Below are 16,161 nucleotides of genomic sequence, written 5' to 3' on the forward strand. Positions count from 1 at the left end.
ATTAATTGCTTCACTATCAAAGTTATACATTATGGTCATTTTGACCAGACAATTTGACCAATGGCTGTTTGGAGCTAAATCCTGTTGATTTGTGTTTTTAAATTGGCCTTTGGTTTTTAATTCTTTTTCATAAATTAATTTTGGTTTTAATTTCTGTGGCCGCGATAGTGTGTTGTTGATCACATGTCTGTATTTGTTATTTATTGTCATTTCTTAGGATACTCCTGCTGTGAGTAAGGACTTTACCTGACTCGAGTCTGTGGCACCCATGCCGCAGTTGGAAATTGCACATAACAAGAGAGTGTGTGAAATGACAATGAACAGACGACAGTTTTTCAAACTCTGTGCTGCCGGAGCTGCAACATCTGCAATCTCTGCACTGGGATTGATGTCTGAAAAGGCATTTGCTGCGGTCAGACAATTCAAACTGCTCAGGGCGAAAGAGACGCGCAATAACTGCTGCTATTGTTCAGTAGGTTGTGGCTTGTTGATGTACAGCCAAAGCAGTAATGGCAAGAATGCCGAGCAGCACATCTTCCACATCGAAGGTGATGCCGATAACCCAATCAATCGCGGTGCCTTGTGTCCCAAGGGGGCCGGGTTGGTGGATTACGTGAACAGTCCTCATCGACTGAAATACCCTGAAGTCAGGGCTCCCGGCAGTGATAAATGGCAACGTATCAGTTGGGAGGAAGCGTTTAAACGCATCGCTCGCTTGGTCAAGGATGAGCGTGACGCGAACCTGGTTGAGAAAAACGCCAAGGGCCAAACTGTAAACCGTTTGACCAGTCTGGGGATGATGACCTCATCGGCACAGGCCAACGAAGGTTGCTTCATGACCCATAAATTTGGTCGTGCCATAGGCATGCTGGGCCTGGATAACATTGCCAGGGTATGCCATGCGCCGACACCGGCCGCCATGGCACCGACCTTTGGCCGCGGAGCCATGACCAACCACTGGGCCGATATGAAAAATACCGATCTGGCGATTGTCATGGGGGGAAATGCGGCTGAAGCACATCCGGTTGGCTTTGGTTGGGTAACCGAGGCGATGGAGCACAATAATGCGCGCTTGATTGTGGTGGACCCTCGCTTTAACCGCAGCGCTGCTGTGGCCGATACCTATGCTCCATTGCGATCAGGTACAGACATCACCTTCTTGCTCGGGGTCATCCGTTATCTGCTCAGCACCAATCAAATCAACCTTGAGTATGTTAAAGCCTATACCAATGCCTCGTTTATCGTGCGTGAAGACTTTGACTTCAACGAGGGGCTATTCAGTGGTTTTGATGAAACGGCCAACACCTATGACAAGTCTTCCTGGTTCTATGAATTGGATGATGAAGGCTACGCTAAAGTCGATCCAAGCATGCAGCATCCCCGCTGTGTGTTGAACCTGTTGAAAAAGCACGTTGAACGCTACGACCCTGATACGGTTTCGAATATCACAGGTACCCCCAAAGAAGCCTATTTGGATGTATGCAAACAGCTTGGGGCAACCCATGTCGACAACAAAGCGGCCACCTTCCTGTATGCGCTGGGCTGGACGCAACACAGTGTCGGCGCGCAGAACATTCGTACCATGGCGATGATCCAGTTGCTGCTGGGTAACATGGGAATCATGGGCGGTGGGGTCAATGCGCTGCGTGGTCACTCAAACGTGCAGGGGGCTACTGACTTGGCGTTGCTGTGCCAAGGTCTGCCTGGTTATCTGAAACTGCCACAGGATCAAGATATTAATCTTGAAGCCTACTTGAACCATTACACGCCCAAACCGCTGCGTCCCAATTCAACCAATTACTGGCATAACTACCCGGCCTTTACTGTGTCGCTGCTGAAATCTTTCTATGGCGATTACGCCACGGCTGAAAACGATTATGGCTATGACTGGTTGCCCAAATGGGATCAACAGTACGATATCAACAAACAGATAGACATGATGGTTCACGGTGAAGTGAATGGGTACTTTATTCAAGGTATCAATACCCTGAACTCTCAACCAGATAAACAGAAAGTATCCAAAGGTTTATCAAACCTGAAGTTTCTGGTCATTCTGGATGCCTTGGCGAATGAAACTTCAAGTTTCTGGCGTAATGCGGGGCAGTTCAACGATGTTGATACCGCCAATATTCAAACCGAAGTATTCCGTCTGCCAACCACCTGTTTTGCCGAAGAAAGCGGCTCTATTGCCAATTCCAGCCGTTGGCTGCAATGGCACTTTAAAGGTGCCAATCCACCGGGAGAAGCCCTGTCGGATCCTGCCATTCTCTCCGGCATCATGCTGGAACTGAAACGCTTGTATCGTGAAGAAGGCGGCCGTTTGCCAGAGCCTATAGCAGCAATCAAATGGGATTATGCCATCGAACATGAGCCAAGTTCGGAAGAGCTGGCGAAAGAGATGAACGGCTACGATCTTAAAACCGGCAAGCTGCTGAACAGTTTCACTGAATTGAAAGCCGACGGCTCAACGTCCTGCGGTATCTGGATCTACTCAGGTCAGTGGACAGAGCGGGGCAACATGATGGCCCGCCGCGACAACAGTGACCCATCGGGTAAGGGGATAACGCCCAACTGGTCATTTGCATGGCCTGCCAACCGCCGCATTCTGTACAACCGTGCTTCATGCGATGTGCAAGGAAAGCCAAGGGATCCCAGCCGCGTATTGCTCGAGTACAAAGACGGTAAGTGGCAAGGCATAGATGTGCCTGACTTCAATGCCAAGTTGAATGCTCAGGATTCGGCACACCCATTCATCATGCAGGCCGATGGGGTGGGGCACTTGTTTGCACTGCGCGATTTGAAAGATGGTCCTTTCCCTGAACACTACGAACCCTTTGAATCACCGCTGGCGAGCAACCCCTTGCATCCCAAAGTCACCAATAACCCAGTGGCCCGTATGTTCCAGGGAATGCGTGAAACCTTCGGGACCAATGAAGAGTTCCCATATGTAGGCACAACCTACTCAATGACAGAGCACTTCAACAACTGGACGACTCACTGCCGTTTGGCGGCCATTACCCAGCCACAACACTTTATCGAAATCGATGAAACCCTGGCGGCTCAGAAGGGTATTGCCAATGGGGATTGGGTGAAAGTGACCTCCAAACGATCCCATATCATCACCAAGGCTTATGTGACCAAGCGTCTGCAACCCATGATGGTACAAGGTAAAGCTGTGCACACCATAGGTATTCCACGCCATGGCAGTTATGAAGCACTGACGCAAAAGAGCTATATCGTCAATGAGCTGACTTCTGCAGTGGGGGATGCCAATACGCAAACTCCTGAATACAAAGCATTCCTTGTGAATATTTCTAAAGCGGAGGGCTTTTGATTATGGCTTCTCAGGATATTATTCGCCGCTCGGGTACCGCAGATATCACTCCGGCCGCTCATGCCCGCATCGGCGCGGTACAACATGTGACCAAGCTGTTTGACGCGACCAAATGTACCGGCTGTAAGGCTTGTCAGGTTGCCTGTTCAGAGTGGAACGACCTGCGTGAAGACGTTGGTACTTTCCAGGGCAGTTACCAGAATCCTATGACTCTGTCTCCGGACAGCTGGAACATAATGCAATATCACGAAGTTGTGGATGACAACAAACTGCGTTGGCAGTTTACCCATACCGCCTGTATGCATTGTGCCGACCCGGCTTGTTTGAAAGCTTGCTCAACCGCCGGGGCCATAGTGCAACACGCCAACGGCACTGTGGACTTTGATTCTGACAAGTGTATCGGCTGTGGTTATTGTGCCAGCGCTTGTCCATTCAATGTGCCCAAAGTGAGCGCAAAGGATAACAAGGCCTATAAGTGTACTCTGTGTTCAGACCGGCTCGCTGTGGGTTTGGAGCCGTCATGCGTGAAGACCTGTACCACAGGGGCTCTGCGATTTGGAACCCGCGAAGACATGTTGTTCTACGCAGAAAAGCGGGTCGCACAGTTGAAAGAGCGGGGTTATGCCAACGCGGGCCTGTACAACCCTGAAGGGGTTGGCGGCAGTCACTACATGATGATTCTGCACAATATCAATAAGCCGGAAACCTATGGCATGCCGATAGAACCCCGGGTACCGATTGCAACCGAAATCCGCCAGGACTGGTTGAAGCCTTTGGGCGCTGCCGGCCTGTTGGCCACAGCGGGTATTGCCTTGCTGCACAGGATTACCGTGGGTCGCAATATCGTTGAGGAAGATCAGCCCGGATATGCAGAGCCTGTCATCGAAGCAGAGGAGGAAAAACAATGAGTAACCAGCCGATGATTGTTCGTCATAAGCTCATTGACCGGATCTGCCATTGGGTCATTGTCTTTGTGGGCCTGGTCACCTTCCTGACCGGGTTTGCCTTCTTCTTTCCATCGTTTCAGTGGCTGAGTGGCATAGTGGGTACGCCACAACTGGCGAAAGTGATGCATCCCTTCTTTGGCATAGCTATGTGTGTGCTGCTGGCAGTGATGCTGCTGCGCTACTACAACCACAACAAATGGAACCGGTATGATCTGCCGTGGATGAAGGCCATTGTGTGGGTTTTGCTTCAGAAAGAGGAAAACATTCCTCCAGTTGGTCATTACAACCCTGGCCAAAAGATGTTGTTCCGCTCGTTTGTGGTTTTCGTGTTGGCGTTTATCGTCACCGGCTTCATGATGTGGCAGCCCTACTTTGCTCCTATGTTCTCTGCCGAAGCGGTGAACTGGGCCACCTTGATCCACTCGGCCTGCGGCATCCTGATGCTTATAGCCTTGGTGGTGCATGTATGGATGGCTTGTTGGATTGAAGGTTCTATCACTGGCATGTTGTACGGCAAAGTGTCGAAGGCCTGGGCCCGCAAACACCATCCGGCCATGTTGAACGAACACGAGGATAACTGACCATGAGTCTTGCCGGCGAAATCCCATCAAGTTTTACCGACAGCTCCCCTTTGGCTTTGAAAGTGCTGATCACGGCCGATCCCAAAGAGGTTTACCTACGCCGCGCGGAGCGCTTGGCCGAGCTTGCCAAGGATTCTTCGCTGGAAGATTATTTGGCGCTGTGTCGCTCCATGGTGTTGGTGCAGCATAAGCTATGCGACACCCTAATGGGGCCGGCACCGGATATCGACACCGGCGCCACTATGCCACTGCGCGGGATCCAGAAAAATGGTTACTGGATAGCACTGTTGCAACAACTGCTCAGTGAATTGCTGGATACTGTGCCTGCCAATGTGGTGCAAGTGATACGGCAGTTGATGCGTCAAACACCCGAGCAACTGCAACAGTGGGCGGGCAGCCTGTTGGATGGCCGATTCAGCCAGGTACCGGCAGAATACCGCTTGTTTTTGTGGGCTGCGTTATCTGTTTATTGGAGTCATTGGGCAGCGGCCGTAGCCAGCCGTATGGATACCACTGAGATTAAACAGCAATCCATGTGTCCTGTGTGTGGCAGTCATCCGGTAGCCAGTGTGGTGGTTGATAAACCCCGTGAAGGCCTGCGTTATTTGCACTGCAGTTTGTGTGAAACACAATGGCATTTTATTCGGGCGCATTGCAGCAGTTGCAATCAAGCAAAAGAGATGAGTTTGTGGTCGTTTGACAAATATCAGACGCCGGTTCGCATTGAAAGCTGCGATGATTGCCACGGCTACAGCAAGATGCTGTTTATGAACCTAGATCCCAGGATGGATGCGGTTGCGGACGATATTGCCTCTATGGCTTTGGATGCCAAGTTAAACGCAAAAGGCTTTCATGCTACTACGGTAAATCCGTTTTTGCTGGCAGATGAGCTCTCTGATTAGTTTGGTTATTGGTGTGAATGGCTAAAAACGCGAACTAAGCTCATAGCAACAAGGACAGCTCAGGGCTGTCCTTGTTTTTTAGTTCTTGCTTTTTGACGCCTGCCGGCTCAGAAGGTTGTTTCCCTGCTCAGGGATGCTGCCGATGGAATTGATATCTGGCCTGATGGAACTCATCCGGGCTGTCCGGCGCTTCGCTCTCGCAGTAGTCGCTCAAGTGGGCTTGGCTCAGTTGCCATCCTGCCCGCTCGGCGATTTCCCGCAGTTCATCCAAGAGTGCTTCTTCCATGTCGAAATGCAATGCCTGCAGCATACTCCTGCCCCAGAGGCTGAAGCAGCCGTCATTGCTGTATTTGACCAGCGGGCTCTCGGCTATCGGGCGCTTGGCTTCACCGCGCCAGTAACCCAGGTACTCACCATCGGGCAGTTCGGCCACAAAGGCGATGTGCTTGCAGGTATCACTTATGGCTTTAACGTTGGCGGCTATTTCGGGGTCGGCCCAGTCATCTTCATTCAGGTAACTGGTATCCTCCCACGGCGCCCAATCTTCATCTTCAGGAAAGCGGACGAACAGCTCGCTTTCAAGCCAGTCTCGGCAATGTTTAAGCAGGAAGGCCAAATCTTCGGGGCAAGCTTCATTGCCCAGTCTGTGACTGGATATAAAGGTTGTAGGCATAGGTCCCTCTTGGTTGGTGTAAGTTATTGATGGTCAAATTCAATTTTCTTGGCGGCTTTGCGACAGTGGCCTGAAGACCAGAGAGGGAAAGGCCCGGCTCAGAAGCTCGCTGTCCAAAGACAGCGTTTGGGGCACTATTCCCTGTGTTTCCGGCTGCAGCTTGCCAAACTTCCTTGGTCGATAAATTTTGAGGCAAGCCCGCGCCTCAAACAGTTGATATGGCGCCAGAGCCGAATTTAATTTGCGCTCCTTGAGGCCCAATTTGAGGCGGACATTGTCCCCGAGCCGCTCAGGCAGCAAGGTCGGCGCCAACTCGCTTGCCAAGTTGGCTTGCCGCTCCTTGGGTATCAAATAAGCACAGCAATCTGGGTTATCCAGCAGTAGACGGGTCAAGCGTTGCAGCCAAGGTGTCAGGGTCTCGCTCCCTTCCGGTGGCATCACCAGCAAGAGTTGCTGCTGGTGGAGCTCGTTGGCGCGAAGATGACGAAACAGCCACAGTGGGCCGCCGAGCAGATCGGACAGCTCTTTGAGCCTCGCCCGCTCGGCTTGGGCCTGCTGCCGCTGTTTTGCCCGCGCCTGCGACAAGCGCTCAACCGATATCTCTTCGCGTTTAAGCTGGTACAGATTCAGGTATTCACCCAGAGTTTGGCTGTAGAGCTCCAGATTGTAGCGCCCCTTACGGGGCACCAACTCGCCGCCGACAGAAAAGGGGCGGCAGTCACTCACTCTGAGGTCGGCGCCGAAATGGCTCCGACAAATCCAGGTGGCTTTGAGCCCTGCCAGTTTGGCCGGCAAGTAGTAGCGTGCAACTACCGGTAGGCTAAGCAACATCAGCAGGGCATACAGCAGCCAGTTGATGGCCTTCAAGTCAGGCCTCGGTCGGTAGATGCTGGCGTACGGCCATTACCTGTTGCATGAAGCTCTGCTCTGTGTGGAACAGTTGCCGCAGCAGTTGACGGAAGTTTTTCACCAGCTCATGTTTGACCCCGGGTTCATCCTCAAGCACCACCCGGAAGTAGTTGCCTATGGCCTCAAAGGAGATGAGATCTGTCTGTTCGCCAAATTGGCTTTGGCAGATGGCCTGGATGATCCTGCTCCAGTCTTCGGCGTTCATCTCCAGTGGCAGCAGGCTTTGCACGCTGGCGGCCAGCTGTTTCATAGTGGTCGAGTCCAGCTTGAAGATCACGTTGACAAAACCGAAGTTGGCCATGATCTGGTACAGATCGCGAAGATCCAATGGTACGGCCTCATCAGGGGCTTGTGCAGAATCTTCTGTGGTCTTGTCCTCGGCTGAAGTTGCGGCGCTGGCGGCTTGCCATTCAATCTCATGCTGTACTTCCTCGAGGGCGCCCAGCACAGCTCTCGGGGTGGCAAACAGTTCACGGAACAACTGCCCCAAGGCCTGCATCTGAGTCAGGCTTGATACCTTGGCGGGCTCTACCTCGAAGACACATAGACCTTCATCATCCTTGGCCTGCAGCGCTTGCGCCAGCTCAGGTGCTCTTTGATTGAACACGGCACAGATAAAGCGTTGCCAGTTGACGGGGTTATTCATATTGGCACCAGGGCACTGGGCCTCTATGGCCGCGCCCAGGGCGCGGGTTTCCTCAAATGCCAGATCCAGACTAACGCTGATACCCTGCAAGGTAACCGATTGGCGGATGATGCGACGGAATTTGAGCCGGGTTTCGTTATCTTTAAAGGTAACACTTGGCTCAATTTCGGCGCCCGGCGCCTGAGGTGTTTGAGATGGCTGTGGTTTTGGCTGCTGAAGCTCCGCCAGTTTGGCCGCTGCCTGCGCCGGGCAAACCGGTGGCCGCATGGCTTCAAGGTCTGCAATCGCCGAGACTATGACGTCATCACCATAGTAACGGGCAATTATTTGCAGATATTGTCTGGCCTTTTCACCATGCATCAACAGAAAGCCCAATGGATTCATGCCATCGGCATCCGGGGTTTGCGGTTTGACAAAGCCTATGCTGCCCGAGGATTCAGACTTGAGATTCGGATCCAGCATCCAGGGATCGGCCCCCAGTTCCAGCAAACACTCGAAGATCCCGGGGCGATCGGCGAAGGCGGCCTCGAGCAAGGGATGGCTACGCCCGGGCGTCAGTTGATTGATCTTGGCTCCCTGTTGCACCAGTTGAGTGACCAGCCCCTTCTTGCTGGCTTCGACAGAAGAGTGGGCATCGTAACAGTACTGGCTGGTGATGGCCGCCAGCAGTGGGGTGTCGCCCAAAGGCGAGACAGCATTGATATTGGCCCCGCGGCTCAACAAAAGGTCGATACAGGATTGAATACCAAAGGTGCAGGCCGTCATCAGCGGCGTTGCCCTGGAGTCGGGATCCGGATCCAGTACCTCTATGTCCATTCCGAGATCCAACAGGGCAGCCACAGTCTTGGCGCGATCGATTGGATTGATGTCCGAATAGTTGGACAAACATTTGTGCATGGCATTGGAATGATCGAAGCCGCCGACATGATGAATGTCAGCACCGTGCTCGGCAAACCAGCGCAGCAGTTCCGGGCGTCCCGGCATGGCGGCGGCAAAGATCAGGTTATTGCCCAGATTGTTGACTTCATGGATGTTGAATCCGGTTCTTTGCCACAGATAGCGGACAAACTTGAGACTGGTTTCTTCGTTGATAATAGAATGATATCTCTGAACCGTGCTCATCACCCCGGATTCGTGGAACTGTCCCACGGGCACTGTCGGGTCGACACCATAGTCGATCAGCAGATCAAACATGGGGCGGCAGTATTCAAAGTCGTTTTCCGCATCGTAGAGAATGCAGGAGAAAATATGGGTGATATCCGGTTTGGTTGGCGTGCGCTCCACATCCAGGGAGTAGGGCTGATCCACAGCGGCTCCCGCCTCCAGCAGAATTTCCACCGCACTGAGATAGAGTTGTTTGTGTTGTTTGAGCTTGGCGTAGCGAAAACAGAGGAAATACAACAGGCTCCAACGACAGGCATCATTGCCATCCAAACAGAGGCGATCCAGATCCTGTTCGCGCTCTATCAGAAGCCGGAATAGTTCCAGGCCGTCCTCTTCAAGCTCCCACAGTACATCTTCGGTCAGCCAACGTACCTCGGTCCAGGCGCGCATAGTCGGGAAACGTTGCAACAGATATTGCGCCAAAGACCAGCGTTTCTTATGCAGTGCCAGGGTAATTGCCGTTGCCGGGGCTTTGTGGTTGCCGGAGAAGCTCTGATGCACATCGGCCAGTTCAAAATCCGGGAACAGGGCAACGATATCGCCCACAAGTTGTGGACTTTGCAGTGAGTGTATCGCCCAGGCGACCGCATCGGCCGGGATCTGGAATTGCTGTCTCAGCTGCAACAGGCGCCGTATTACAGGCTCGTTGCGGGTGCGTATCGCCAGCTCCAGCAGTGAACCTCCGTCATATTGCCGTTGCAGATCCAATCCCAGACGCAGCAAGAGTTCAAAAATGGCTTCGCGATCCTGAGAGGTTTCCTCCGGTTTGTTGGCGAAACAGTGGAAATAACCTGAGACCATCTCCTCTGTGACTTCAACCTGGGTATCACTCAAGGCAATTAAGGTTTCCAGCGTGGCCAGGTCACTGCAGTATTCGAACGCCCAGTTAAGGGTATTTGGGCTCAAGGGCGGCTGGAAACCTTCGCCCAGCATCTGCTGCACAAACTCATGATCTCTGCGAAGCAAGGCGATATCCAGAGCGGTCCATGCGGAATCTGTCTGCAGCAGGCTGCTGAGCCCTGCCTCCTGCAGCATGCTGAACATGGCACGCTTTTGTGCCGGGTTGGGCTTAACCCTGAGATGGCTTGGATAGAAATGGCTTACCCACATTTCATCATCCATACGGCAGTTTTCATTCACCGGCTCGCCGCGCAGAGCAAAGTTGGGGTTGATGCCACCTTGCAACAATACCTTGAGCAGTTCGAGCCTGGCCTGGCTGATAGTCAGAAACAGGGCACTGCGATTCTCAACGGGATCCACGGCGCCGTGGCGCAGCAACAGGGCGACTTCATCCAGTCTGTCCTGCTCCATGGAACACAAGGCATAAAGAGGCGTGCAGAAGAGTTCGGTGCCACCGGCCGTGGTGAAAGCGAATGCCTGGTTGACATCGGCGCCCTTGGCAATGGCCAACTCGGCAAATCGGCAGCGTTGGCTGGATGACAGGTTGGTGTGACACAGGATCGGGCCGATAACCGACTTGCCAGTGAAATCTGCTTGGGTTGTCAGATAACGCTCAACCTCGGCGGCATCGGCAGAAAACAGATCCAGGCTGTCATCCAGTACCAGACGGGACTGCAGCTTCTCCTTGTTCAGCAGCATGCGCGCCACTTCCGGCTGATGGTGGCTGATATCCGCTCCCAGTTCTACCAGGCGAGTCAGCAATAGGCGTTGACCATTCTTTATCGTCATCGCCAGCAAGGTGTTACCAGAGTAACGTCGCTCTAAGTCACAGTCGTATTGCTGTTCAGTTAACATATTGAAAATGGAGAGTATTTTCAGTTCTGGCATGGGAGAGTTGAACAGCTGAAACAGCAGTGAATCACAATATTCGCGCTCTTCACTGCCTTGATATTCAATGCCGTGAGACAGCAGTAACTGCACAGTTTGTTGCTCCAGCACCGGGTTACGACTGAAGCAGTGCCAGAAGAAACATTCATCATCCAAAAGCGGCAGTTGCTGTTCCAACACCGCCTTGACCATACGATAGTCACCGCGGCAGGTGGCCAATGACAAGAGGTTAAATTCACCCTGCCACAGGATATTGAGATTAACCTCTTGCTCGCTGAGCATCAGCACCATCTCTGCCGAGCGCAGCGCTCGTTGCAGCAGATGATTGGGTTTACGCTCTTTATCCAACAAGTGACGAATACCGGCGCCCAGTTTTAATAGGTGCTGGACGACTCTGTCAAACTTGGGATCGGCCTGTTCCAGCACAAAGTCCAGTGGCCTGCATTGGCGAAGTCCGTCCTGAACCAGGCTGTGATCGACATTGTCTGTGCTGACAATTTGGCTGATAGCCACCAGATCCAGGTTGAGAATGTGGTCCTTGAGCGCACCGCCTAAGCTGCGGCTGTCTTCCGTGAAATGTTCCATTGATTAGTCTCTTGATGTTGTAACTGCATCACCGCCTTGCGGGCGTGATTACACTAAAGGGTCTAAGTCCATTGATAAACCGGACAAAAGGGACAGCAAGTGTGAGAGATTGCCCCTATCACTAGCGCCATTTGGAGTCGTTTTTACTTTATGAACCTGGGGCTGTTATCACCGAAATCCATGATGGCCAGCTCGCTTTGGTTTGCTGCATCGTCAATGATTCGTTTGACCAGTGACAAACAGTCGCGAAAGCTCTGCTCTGCTTGGCCCAGACAGTTGTGGTGCACTATGGCGCCGTGGCTGAGTATGCCAAGGGCTGTGAGCCGGGTCTGAAACTCCCGGGCAAATGACTGTATCTGCCCGGCTTCATCGTCGCCGGATAAATACTCAAGCGCTAAGAAAAGCATTGAATCGCTGAGCTTTTCGACACATTCGGCGTCGAGCTCAAATTCAGTAATGAGTGTATTGAGTATCTCGATTGACGCGGCCACCTCAGTATTCAGCTGGATAATCAGCATATAAGGAGCGTCATAGTCGTCGAGTCGATTGAGATAGCGTTGTACTTTGTCGGTGGGTTGGGCGCTTTGCCACTGTGCAATACCTTGCATATATTTCCCTGTCATGGCGGCCTTGAGGCCTGTCCTGAGCGTTATTTCGCCGAGTCTGCCTGGGTTGGGCTTGTCAGCGAAATGGCCGCCGGGGATTATCCCACTCTCTTGCTTTACTGCAAAGTTTGCAAAGGTAAATCTTTGAGGTTGCCCATTGTTTACTCGATTTCCTCTGTAGCAGAGTTTTCCGGTAACATCTCGCAGTGACAGAGCCTGCCGATGCAGGCATCTGTGCAGTTATTTCGTCTTTTTCACACGAGTATGGGAGGTAGTGTGGTGCGCATGGAAGCAATAGAGGAAGGTTTCAAGTTAGTGGCCGAGGCCAAGTTCCGTAACAAGTCTGCTCTGGATAGAGCCAGAAAAATCTGGTCGGGGAACAATGTGATGCCTTGCCTGGATAAGTTTGTTTTTCTATTGAAAACGACTGATTGGAGCAATCAAGCTGAAGCCGAATTGTGTGCCAAGGTTGCCGTTGCCCTGTGTTCATCAAAAATATCCATTGCTTCAAGCATCATCTCTGCCAAATCCCCCGAGATTATCGCCGTTACCAATACTCTCCTGGACCGAGGGGAGTGTGAGCTTATCGCTGATCCCAAATCTAACTTCAGCTCGGTAGAGCTGGCCCTAACCCTGTGCCAGCTTTATTTCTATCATGGTTATGCTGACCCACAGACCCGCGCCTCGATAGCTCCGACTGTAGTAAAAATGCTGGAGTTGTACCCTAACCTTGATTGTTCCCTGGTGCTGGGGTGTATCTCCTGTCATCCGCAAGCCGAGAGCCTTTATGCGAGGGTGATATATGCCTGTATGCTCAATCGTGACATCTATCAGCATTGTCCTGCAATAGCCGATATTGCCGGAGATATGCTGGCGGCCGGTGAATACAAAGGCTTTTTGTATAAGCACTCTTTGAAAGTCTTTGAGAAAGTTATCTCCTTCAAAGAAACCTGGGATGCATCTGAACTCGGCTACCTTATTGAAAGTTTGCTCATTGAGCCTCTTGATGTGGAAATGCGCAGCCAGGCAGAGTTAATTGAATCGAATCATAGGCTTGCCAAGGTGTTAAAAAACAAGTCGGATAAAAAATATTATAAGCAACAGGCCGAGTATATTGAGCATCATTATCCGGAGTTTATTAGCCTCAATCGCCAGGAGGCAGCTCGCAAGTTGGCTGTGTCCCGGAAGTTTTATGATTTTGCTTGCCGCGTTGCCGGGCAATATGCTGCCATCAATGACAAGGCCAGACAGCTGTCTGAGCTACTGCTCGAGGCCAATCGCTTTGCCAAAGGCCCGAAAAAGTTTGCCCCCGCGTCAACTGCGGTGAATAGTTTTAAAGATTTCGGGTTGAAGTTGCTGGTTATTGAAGAACTTATGTATAGACAAGACTCGCTTTCGCCCAAGTTTTCATTGGCGGAGTTTGCCGCAGAGTATTGTGGTGGCGAAATTGAGCGCAATGATGCCGGGGAGATACCACAGGTGATAGATTTTTATCAGGCGCTGGATATTGCCGATACGGAACTGGCAAAGGTAACCGAGCTCTATCAGGACGATGGTTTATCCGGTGGGGCTGAGGTCTATTACAATATCAATCCTTATTGGGATCCCGGATGCGGCGACAGCATATTGGCAGTGAAGGATATCGCGGCTGAAGACTTAAGCCTGCTTCCCAATCTTAAATTGATCACCACCACTGACCTTAACAACCTGAGCGCAGGTTTTATTGCTGCAGCCGAAAAACATGGCGTTAAGGTTCTCGAAGAGTGGAGTTAAGCCGTTTGGGGATGGCACAACCTGGGTTGGTTTCAGCATAGGTTGTGCCAAGGTCAATTAACCACTGACAGGCGGAAAATCCAAAATAGCGGTGGCGACATTGAAGTAGACGATGACACCTATGATATCGGCTATCGAAGTCACCAGCGGCGCGCTGGCCGAGGCCGGATCCAACTTGAACTTGCTCAGCAAGAAGGGCAGGGACATGCCTATCAGGCTGCCGATAATCACCACAAGTTGCATAGTCAGGGCGACCACCAGGGCGATATCACCGCCGCGCCAATAACCCAGGGTAAATACCGCAATGGCCATGGTGGCACCCAGCAAGCCGGCTACAAACAGCTCTTTGGCCAGTAGCGACAGCCAGTCTTTGAGGACGACCTCCCCGGTGGCCAGCGCCCTGACCATCAAGGTGGCAGACTGCGAACCGGCGTTGCCACTGCTGCCGATGAGCAGTGGCAAGAAGAACACCAGAGCAACATAGGCTGTGATGGTATCTTCAAAGTAGGCGATCCCTGTGCCGGAAAACACATTGCCGAACACCAGCAACACCAGCCAAAAGACTCGCTTACGATAGAGCATGCCAATACTGGCTTCCTTGAAAGAGCATGCCAACTGCCCCACGGCGCCGTGTTTGCTGAATTCGGCATCGGCCTGGGCACTGGCCACATCCATGGCGTCATCATAAGTGACTATGCCGACCAGTTGGTCGTTGCCGTTGACCACGGGCAGCGCCAGCAGATCATAGTGGGCTATCATCTGCGCCGCTTCTTCTTTGAAGGCTTCCGCTTCTATGGCTATGGTCTGCTCTTTCATAAAGTCTTTCACCAACGCCTTGGGCGGCGTGATGATGAGCTGACGCAGCGACACATTGCCTATCAGGCGTCCGCGCTCATCCACCACATAGGTCTGGTAGATGGTTTCCAGATCCGCTGCCACTTTCCTCAGGCTGTCTATGGCCTCTTCTGCGGTTTGATTGACCCGCAGCAGGGCATAGTCAGAGGTCATAATGGAGCCGACCTTGGAGTCATCATAGGACGCCAGGGTACGCATGTCCTCGCGCTCCGCCTTGGCCAGCGTCGGCAGCAGCAGGGCCTGCTGCTCAATCTCCAACTCGTTGTAGAGGTCGGCGCGCTCGTCTGCCGCCATCTCCATGATAATTTTCCCAAGGGTCTGATGATCCAGTGCTTCCGCCAGCAGCTTTTGCTGCTGATGAGACAGATACCGTAGCAGCGCCGCCGCGGTTTTGGGCTGGCACAGGGTCAGTATTGAGGCCGTTTGCTGGCTGTCGAAGGCTGGCAGCACGGCGGCTATGTCCGCCGGGTGCAGCTCGGATGCCAGCATCTGCATCGCCTTGGCGTCTTTGTTGGCCAGAATAAGGTGCAGGTTGAGTATGATGTTGTTGCTGTTCATAGGTCATTCTCCCAATGAGCTATCAAGAAAAGAAAAATTGTATGCTGGCGCCAAATTGACGGGCGCCACCGCCATACTGATTGCCATAACCCAATTGCCACTGCCAACGGGCGTTGGGTTGGTTTTGCCAGAGTAGCTGGTAGCCATAGTCGCCTTGGCCCAGATACTGGTTTTCAAACAGCAGGGTTTGCTGCTGAACTTTGAAGCCGGCTCCCAGGCCAAAAATCATCGCCGGGCCTTCACCCGACTCCAGGCTCAGCCCTAAGTTGTTGCGCACAAAGAAGCCTTGGGTGGCAATCGGCAGATCGCTACTGACCAGGGCGTGACCCTGCCAGCCACCTCTGTGATGACGCCCCAGCTCCAGTGCCAGAGCCAGAGCCTGAACCTGAGATAAGCCGTTTGTGGCCAGCGGTTGTTTGTAACCGAGTTGCCAGCCGCGGCTCTCATGCCTGTCCCAGGGGGCATCCCGGTTGTCTGTTTGCAGTTCCAGCGCCAATTCGCCGCCAAAGACGGCTTGGTTGAGCCCCAGGGCAAAGCCGTTGTTGCCCGCTTGTCGTTGCCAGTCGACAGCGAGCTCTGTGGCAGCGGCAATATCGGGATCTTCCAGCAACTGAATGCCGGCATGCAGTTGTCCATGCCAGAGCAGGCCGCCCAGCAGCAGCGCATTGGTATATCTGAGTTTCATGCTTGTTCCTCCTGTGTGGGGGAACACTCAAGGTCGTAGATGGGGCAGCAATGCTACCCGAAGCAAACCTGTGTCGGTGCAAGCGCATTAAGCTGACAGCCACAGGGGATCGCTGCGGCATGCTCGCGCATGCAAAGCTCAAAAGGTTTTTAATGG

At 52.6% G+C, this 16,161-nt stretch carries 11 protein-coding genes; 5 read left to right on the top strand and 6 right to left on the bottom strand.

Annotated features, from left to right (window positions below):
- The first annotated feature begins 316 nt into the window (after positions 1-316).
- Genes fdnG through fdhE form a run of 4 tightly spaced genes read left to right on the top strand, consistent with a single transcriptional unit; the run spans position 317 to position 5,764 of the window.
- Positions 317-3,334, top strand: coding sequence for a formate dehydrogenase-N subunit alpha (gene fdnG / locus N512_RS0117070; RefSeq protein ID WP_081737193.1), 3,018 nt, complete (start codon positions 317-319; stop codon positions 3,332-3,334).
- A 2-nt stretch (positions 3,335-3,336) separates the two neighbouring features.
- Positions 3,337-4,242: a formate dehydrogenase subunit beta gene (gene fdxH / locus N512_RS0117075; protein ID WP_028781090.1), complete on the top strand. Its 906-nt coding sequence runs from the start codon at positions 3,337-3,339 to the stop codon at positions 4,240-4,242.
- Positions 4,239-4,862: a formate dehydrogenase subunit gamma gene (locus N512_RS0117080; protein WP_028781091.1), complete on the top strand. Its 624-nt coding sequence runs from the start codon at positions 4,239-4,241 to the stop codon at positions 4,860-4,862. The genes fdxH and N512_RS0117080 overlap by 4 nt, the downstream gene beginning before the upstream one ends.
- Positions 4,863-4,864: 2 nt before the next feature.
- On the top strand, positions 4,865-5,764 hold the full coding sequence (gene fdhE / locus N512_RS0117085; RefSeq protein ID WP_028781092.1) for a formate dehydrogenase accessory protein FdhE: 900 nt from the start codon (positions 4,865-4,867) through the stop codon (positions 5,762-5,764).
- A 127-nt stretch (positions 5,765-5,891) separates the two neighbouring features.
- Here fdhE and N512_RS0117090 read toward each other — a convergent pair whose 3' ends face one another.
- From N512_RS0117090 to N512_RS0117105, 4 genes are all read right to left on the bottom strand, one after another.
- The gene (locus N512_RS0117090) at positions 5,892-6,437 is read right to left on the bottom strand and encodes a hypothetical protein (protein WP_028781093.1); all 546 of its coding nucleotides are present in this window, start codon (positions 6,435-6,437) and stop codon (positions 5,892-5,894) included.
- Positions 6,438-6,476: 39 nt separating this feature from the next.
- Positions 6,477-7,304 carry a hypothetical protein gene (locus N512_RS0117095; RefSeq protein ID WP_028781094.1) on the bottom strand — a complete coding sequence of 276 codons (828 nt, stop codon included), beginning with the start codon at positions 7,302-7,304 and terminating at the stop codon, positions 6,477-6,479.
- 1 nt (position 7,305) lies between these two features.
- Entirely contained in the window at positions 7,306-11,529 is a 4,224-nt protein-coding gene (locus N512_RS0117100) for an ankyrin repeat domain-containing protein (protein ID WP_028781095.1), read from the bottom strand.
- 143 nt (positions 11,530-11,672) lie between these two features.
- Positions 11,673-12,137, bottom strand: coding sequence for a hypothetical protein (locus tag N512_RS0117105; protein ID WP_028781096.1), 465 nt, complete (start codon positions 12,135-12,137; stop codon positions 11,673-11,675).
- A gap of 864 nt (positions 12,138-13,001) precedes the next feature.
- Between N512_RS0117105 and N512_RS24450 the strand changes: the two genes are divergently transcribed.
- A complete protein-coding gene (locus tag N512_RS24450) occupies positions 13,002-13,907 on the top strand; it encodes a DUF6892 domain-containing protein (protein WP_156029260.1) in 906 nt (301 codons plus the stop codon).
- A gap of 57 nt (positions 13,908-13,964) precedes the next feature.
- On the opposite strand, the gene mgtE is transcribed toward N512_RS24450, so the two are convergent.
- Together mgtE and N512_RS0117120 are read right to left on the bottom strand one after the other, a co-directional pair.
- The gene (gene mgtE, locus N512_RS0117115) at positions 13,965-15,320 is read right to left on the bottom strand and encodes a magnesium transporter (protein ID WP_028781098.1); all 1,356 of its coding nucleotides are present in this window, start codon (positions 15,318-15,320) and stop codon (positions 13,965-13,967) included.
- A gap of 22 nt (positions 15,321-15,342) precedes the next feature.
- Positions 15,343-16,005 carry a hypothetical protein gene (locus tag N512_RS0117120; RefSeq protein WP_028781099.1) on the bottom strand — a complete coding sequence of 221 codons (663 nt, stop codon included), beginning with the start codon at positions 16,003-16,005 and terminating at the stop codon, positions 15,343-15,345.
- Between the last annotated feature and the right edge of the window lie 156 nt (positions 16,006-16,161).

The organism is Shewanella sp. 38A_GOM-205m (assembly GCF_000518445.1).
GTDB lineage: Bacteria > Pseudomonadota > Gammaproteobacteria > Enterobacterales > Shewanellaceae > Shewanella > Shewanella algae.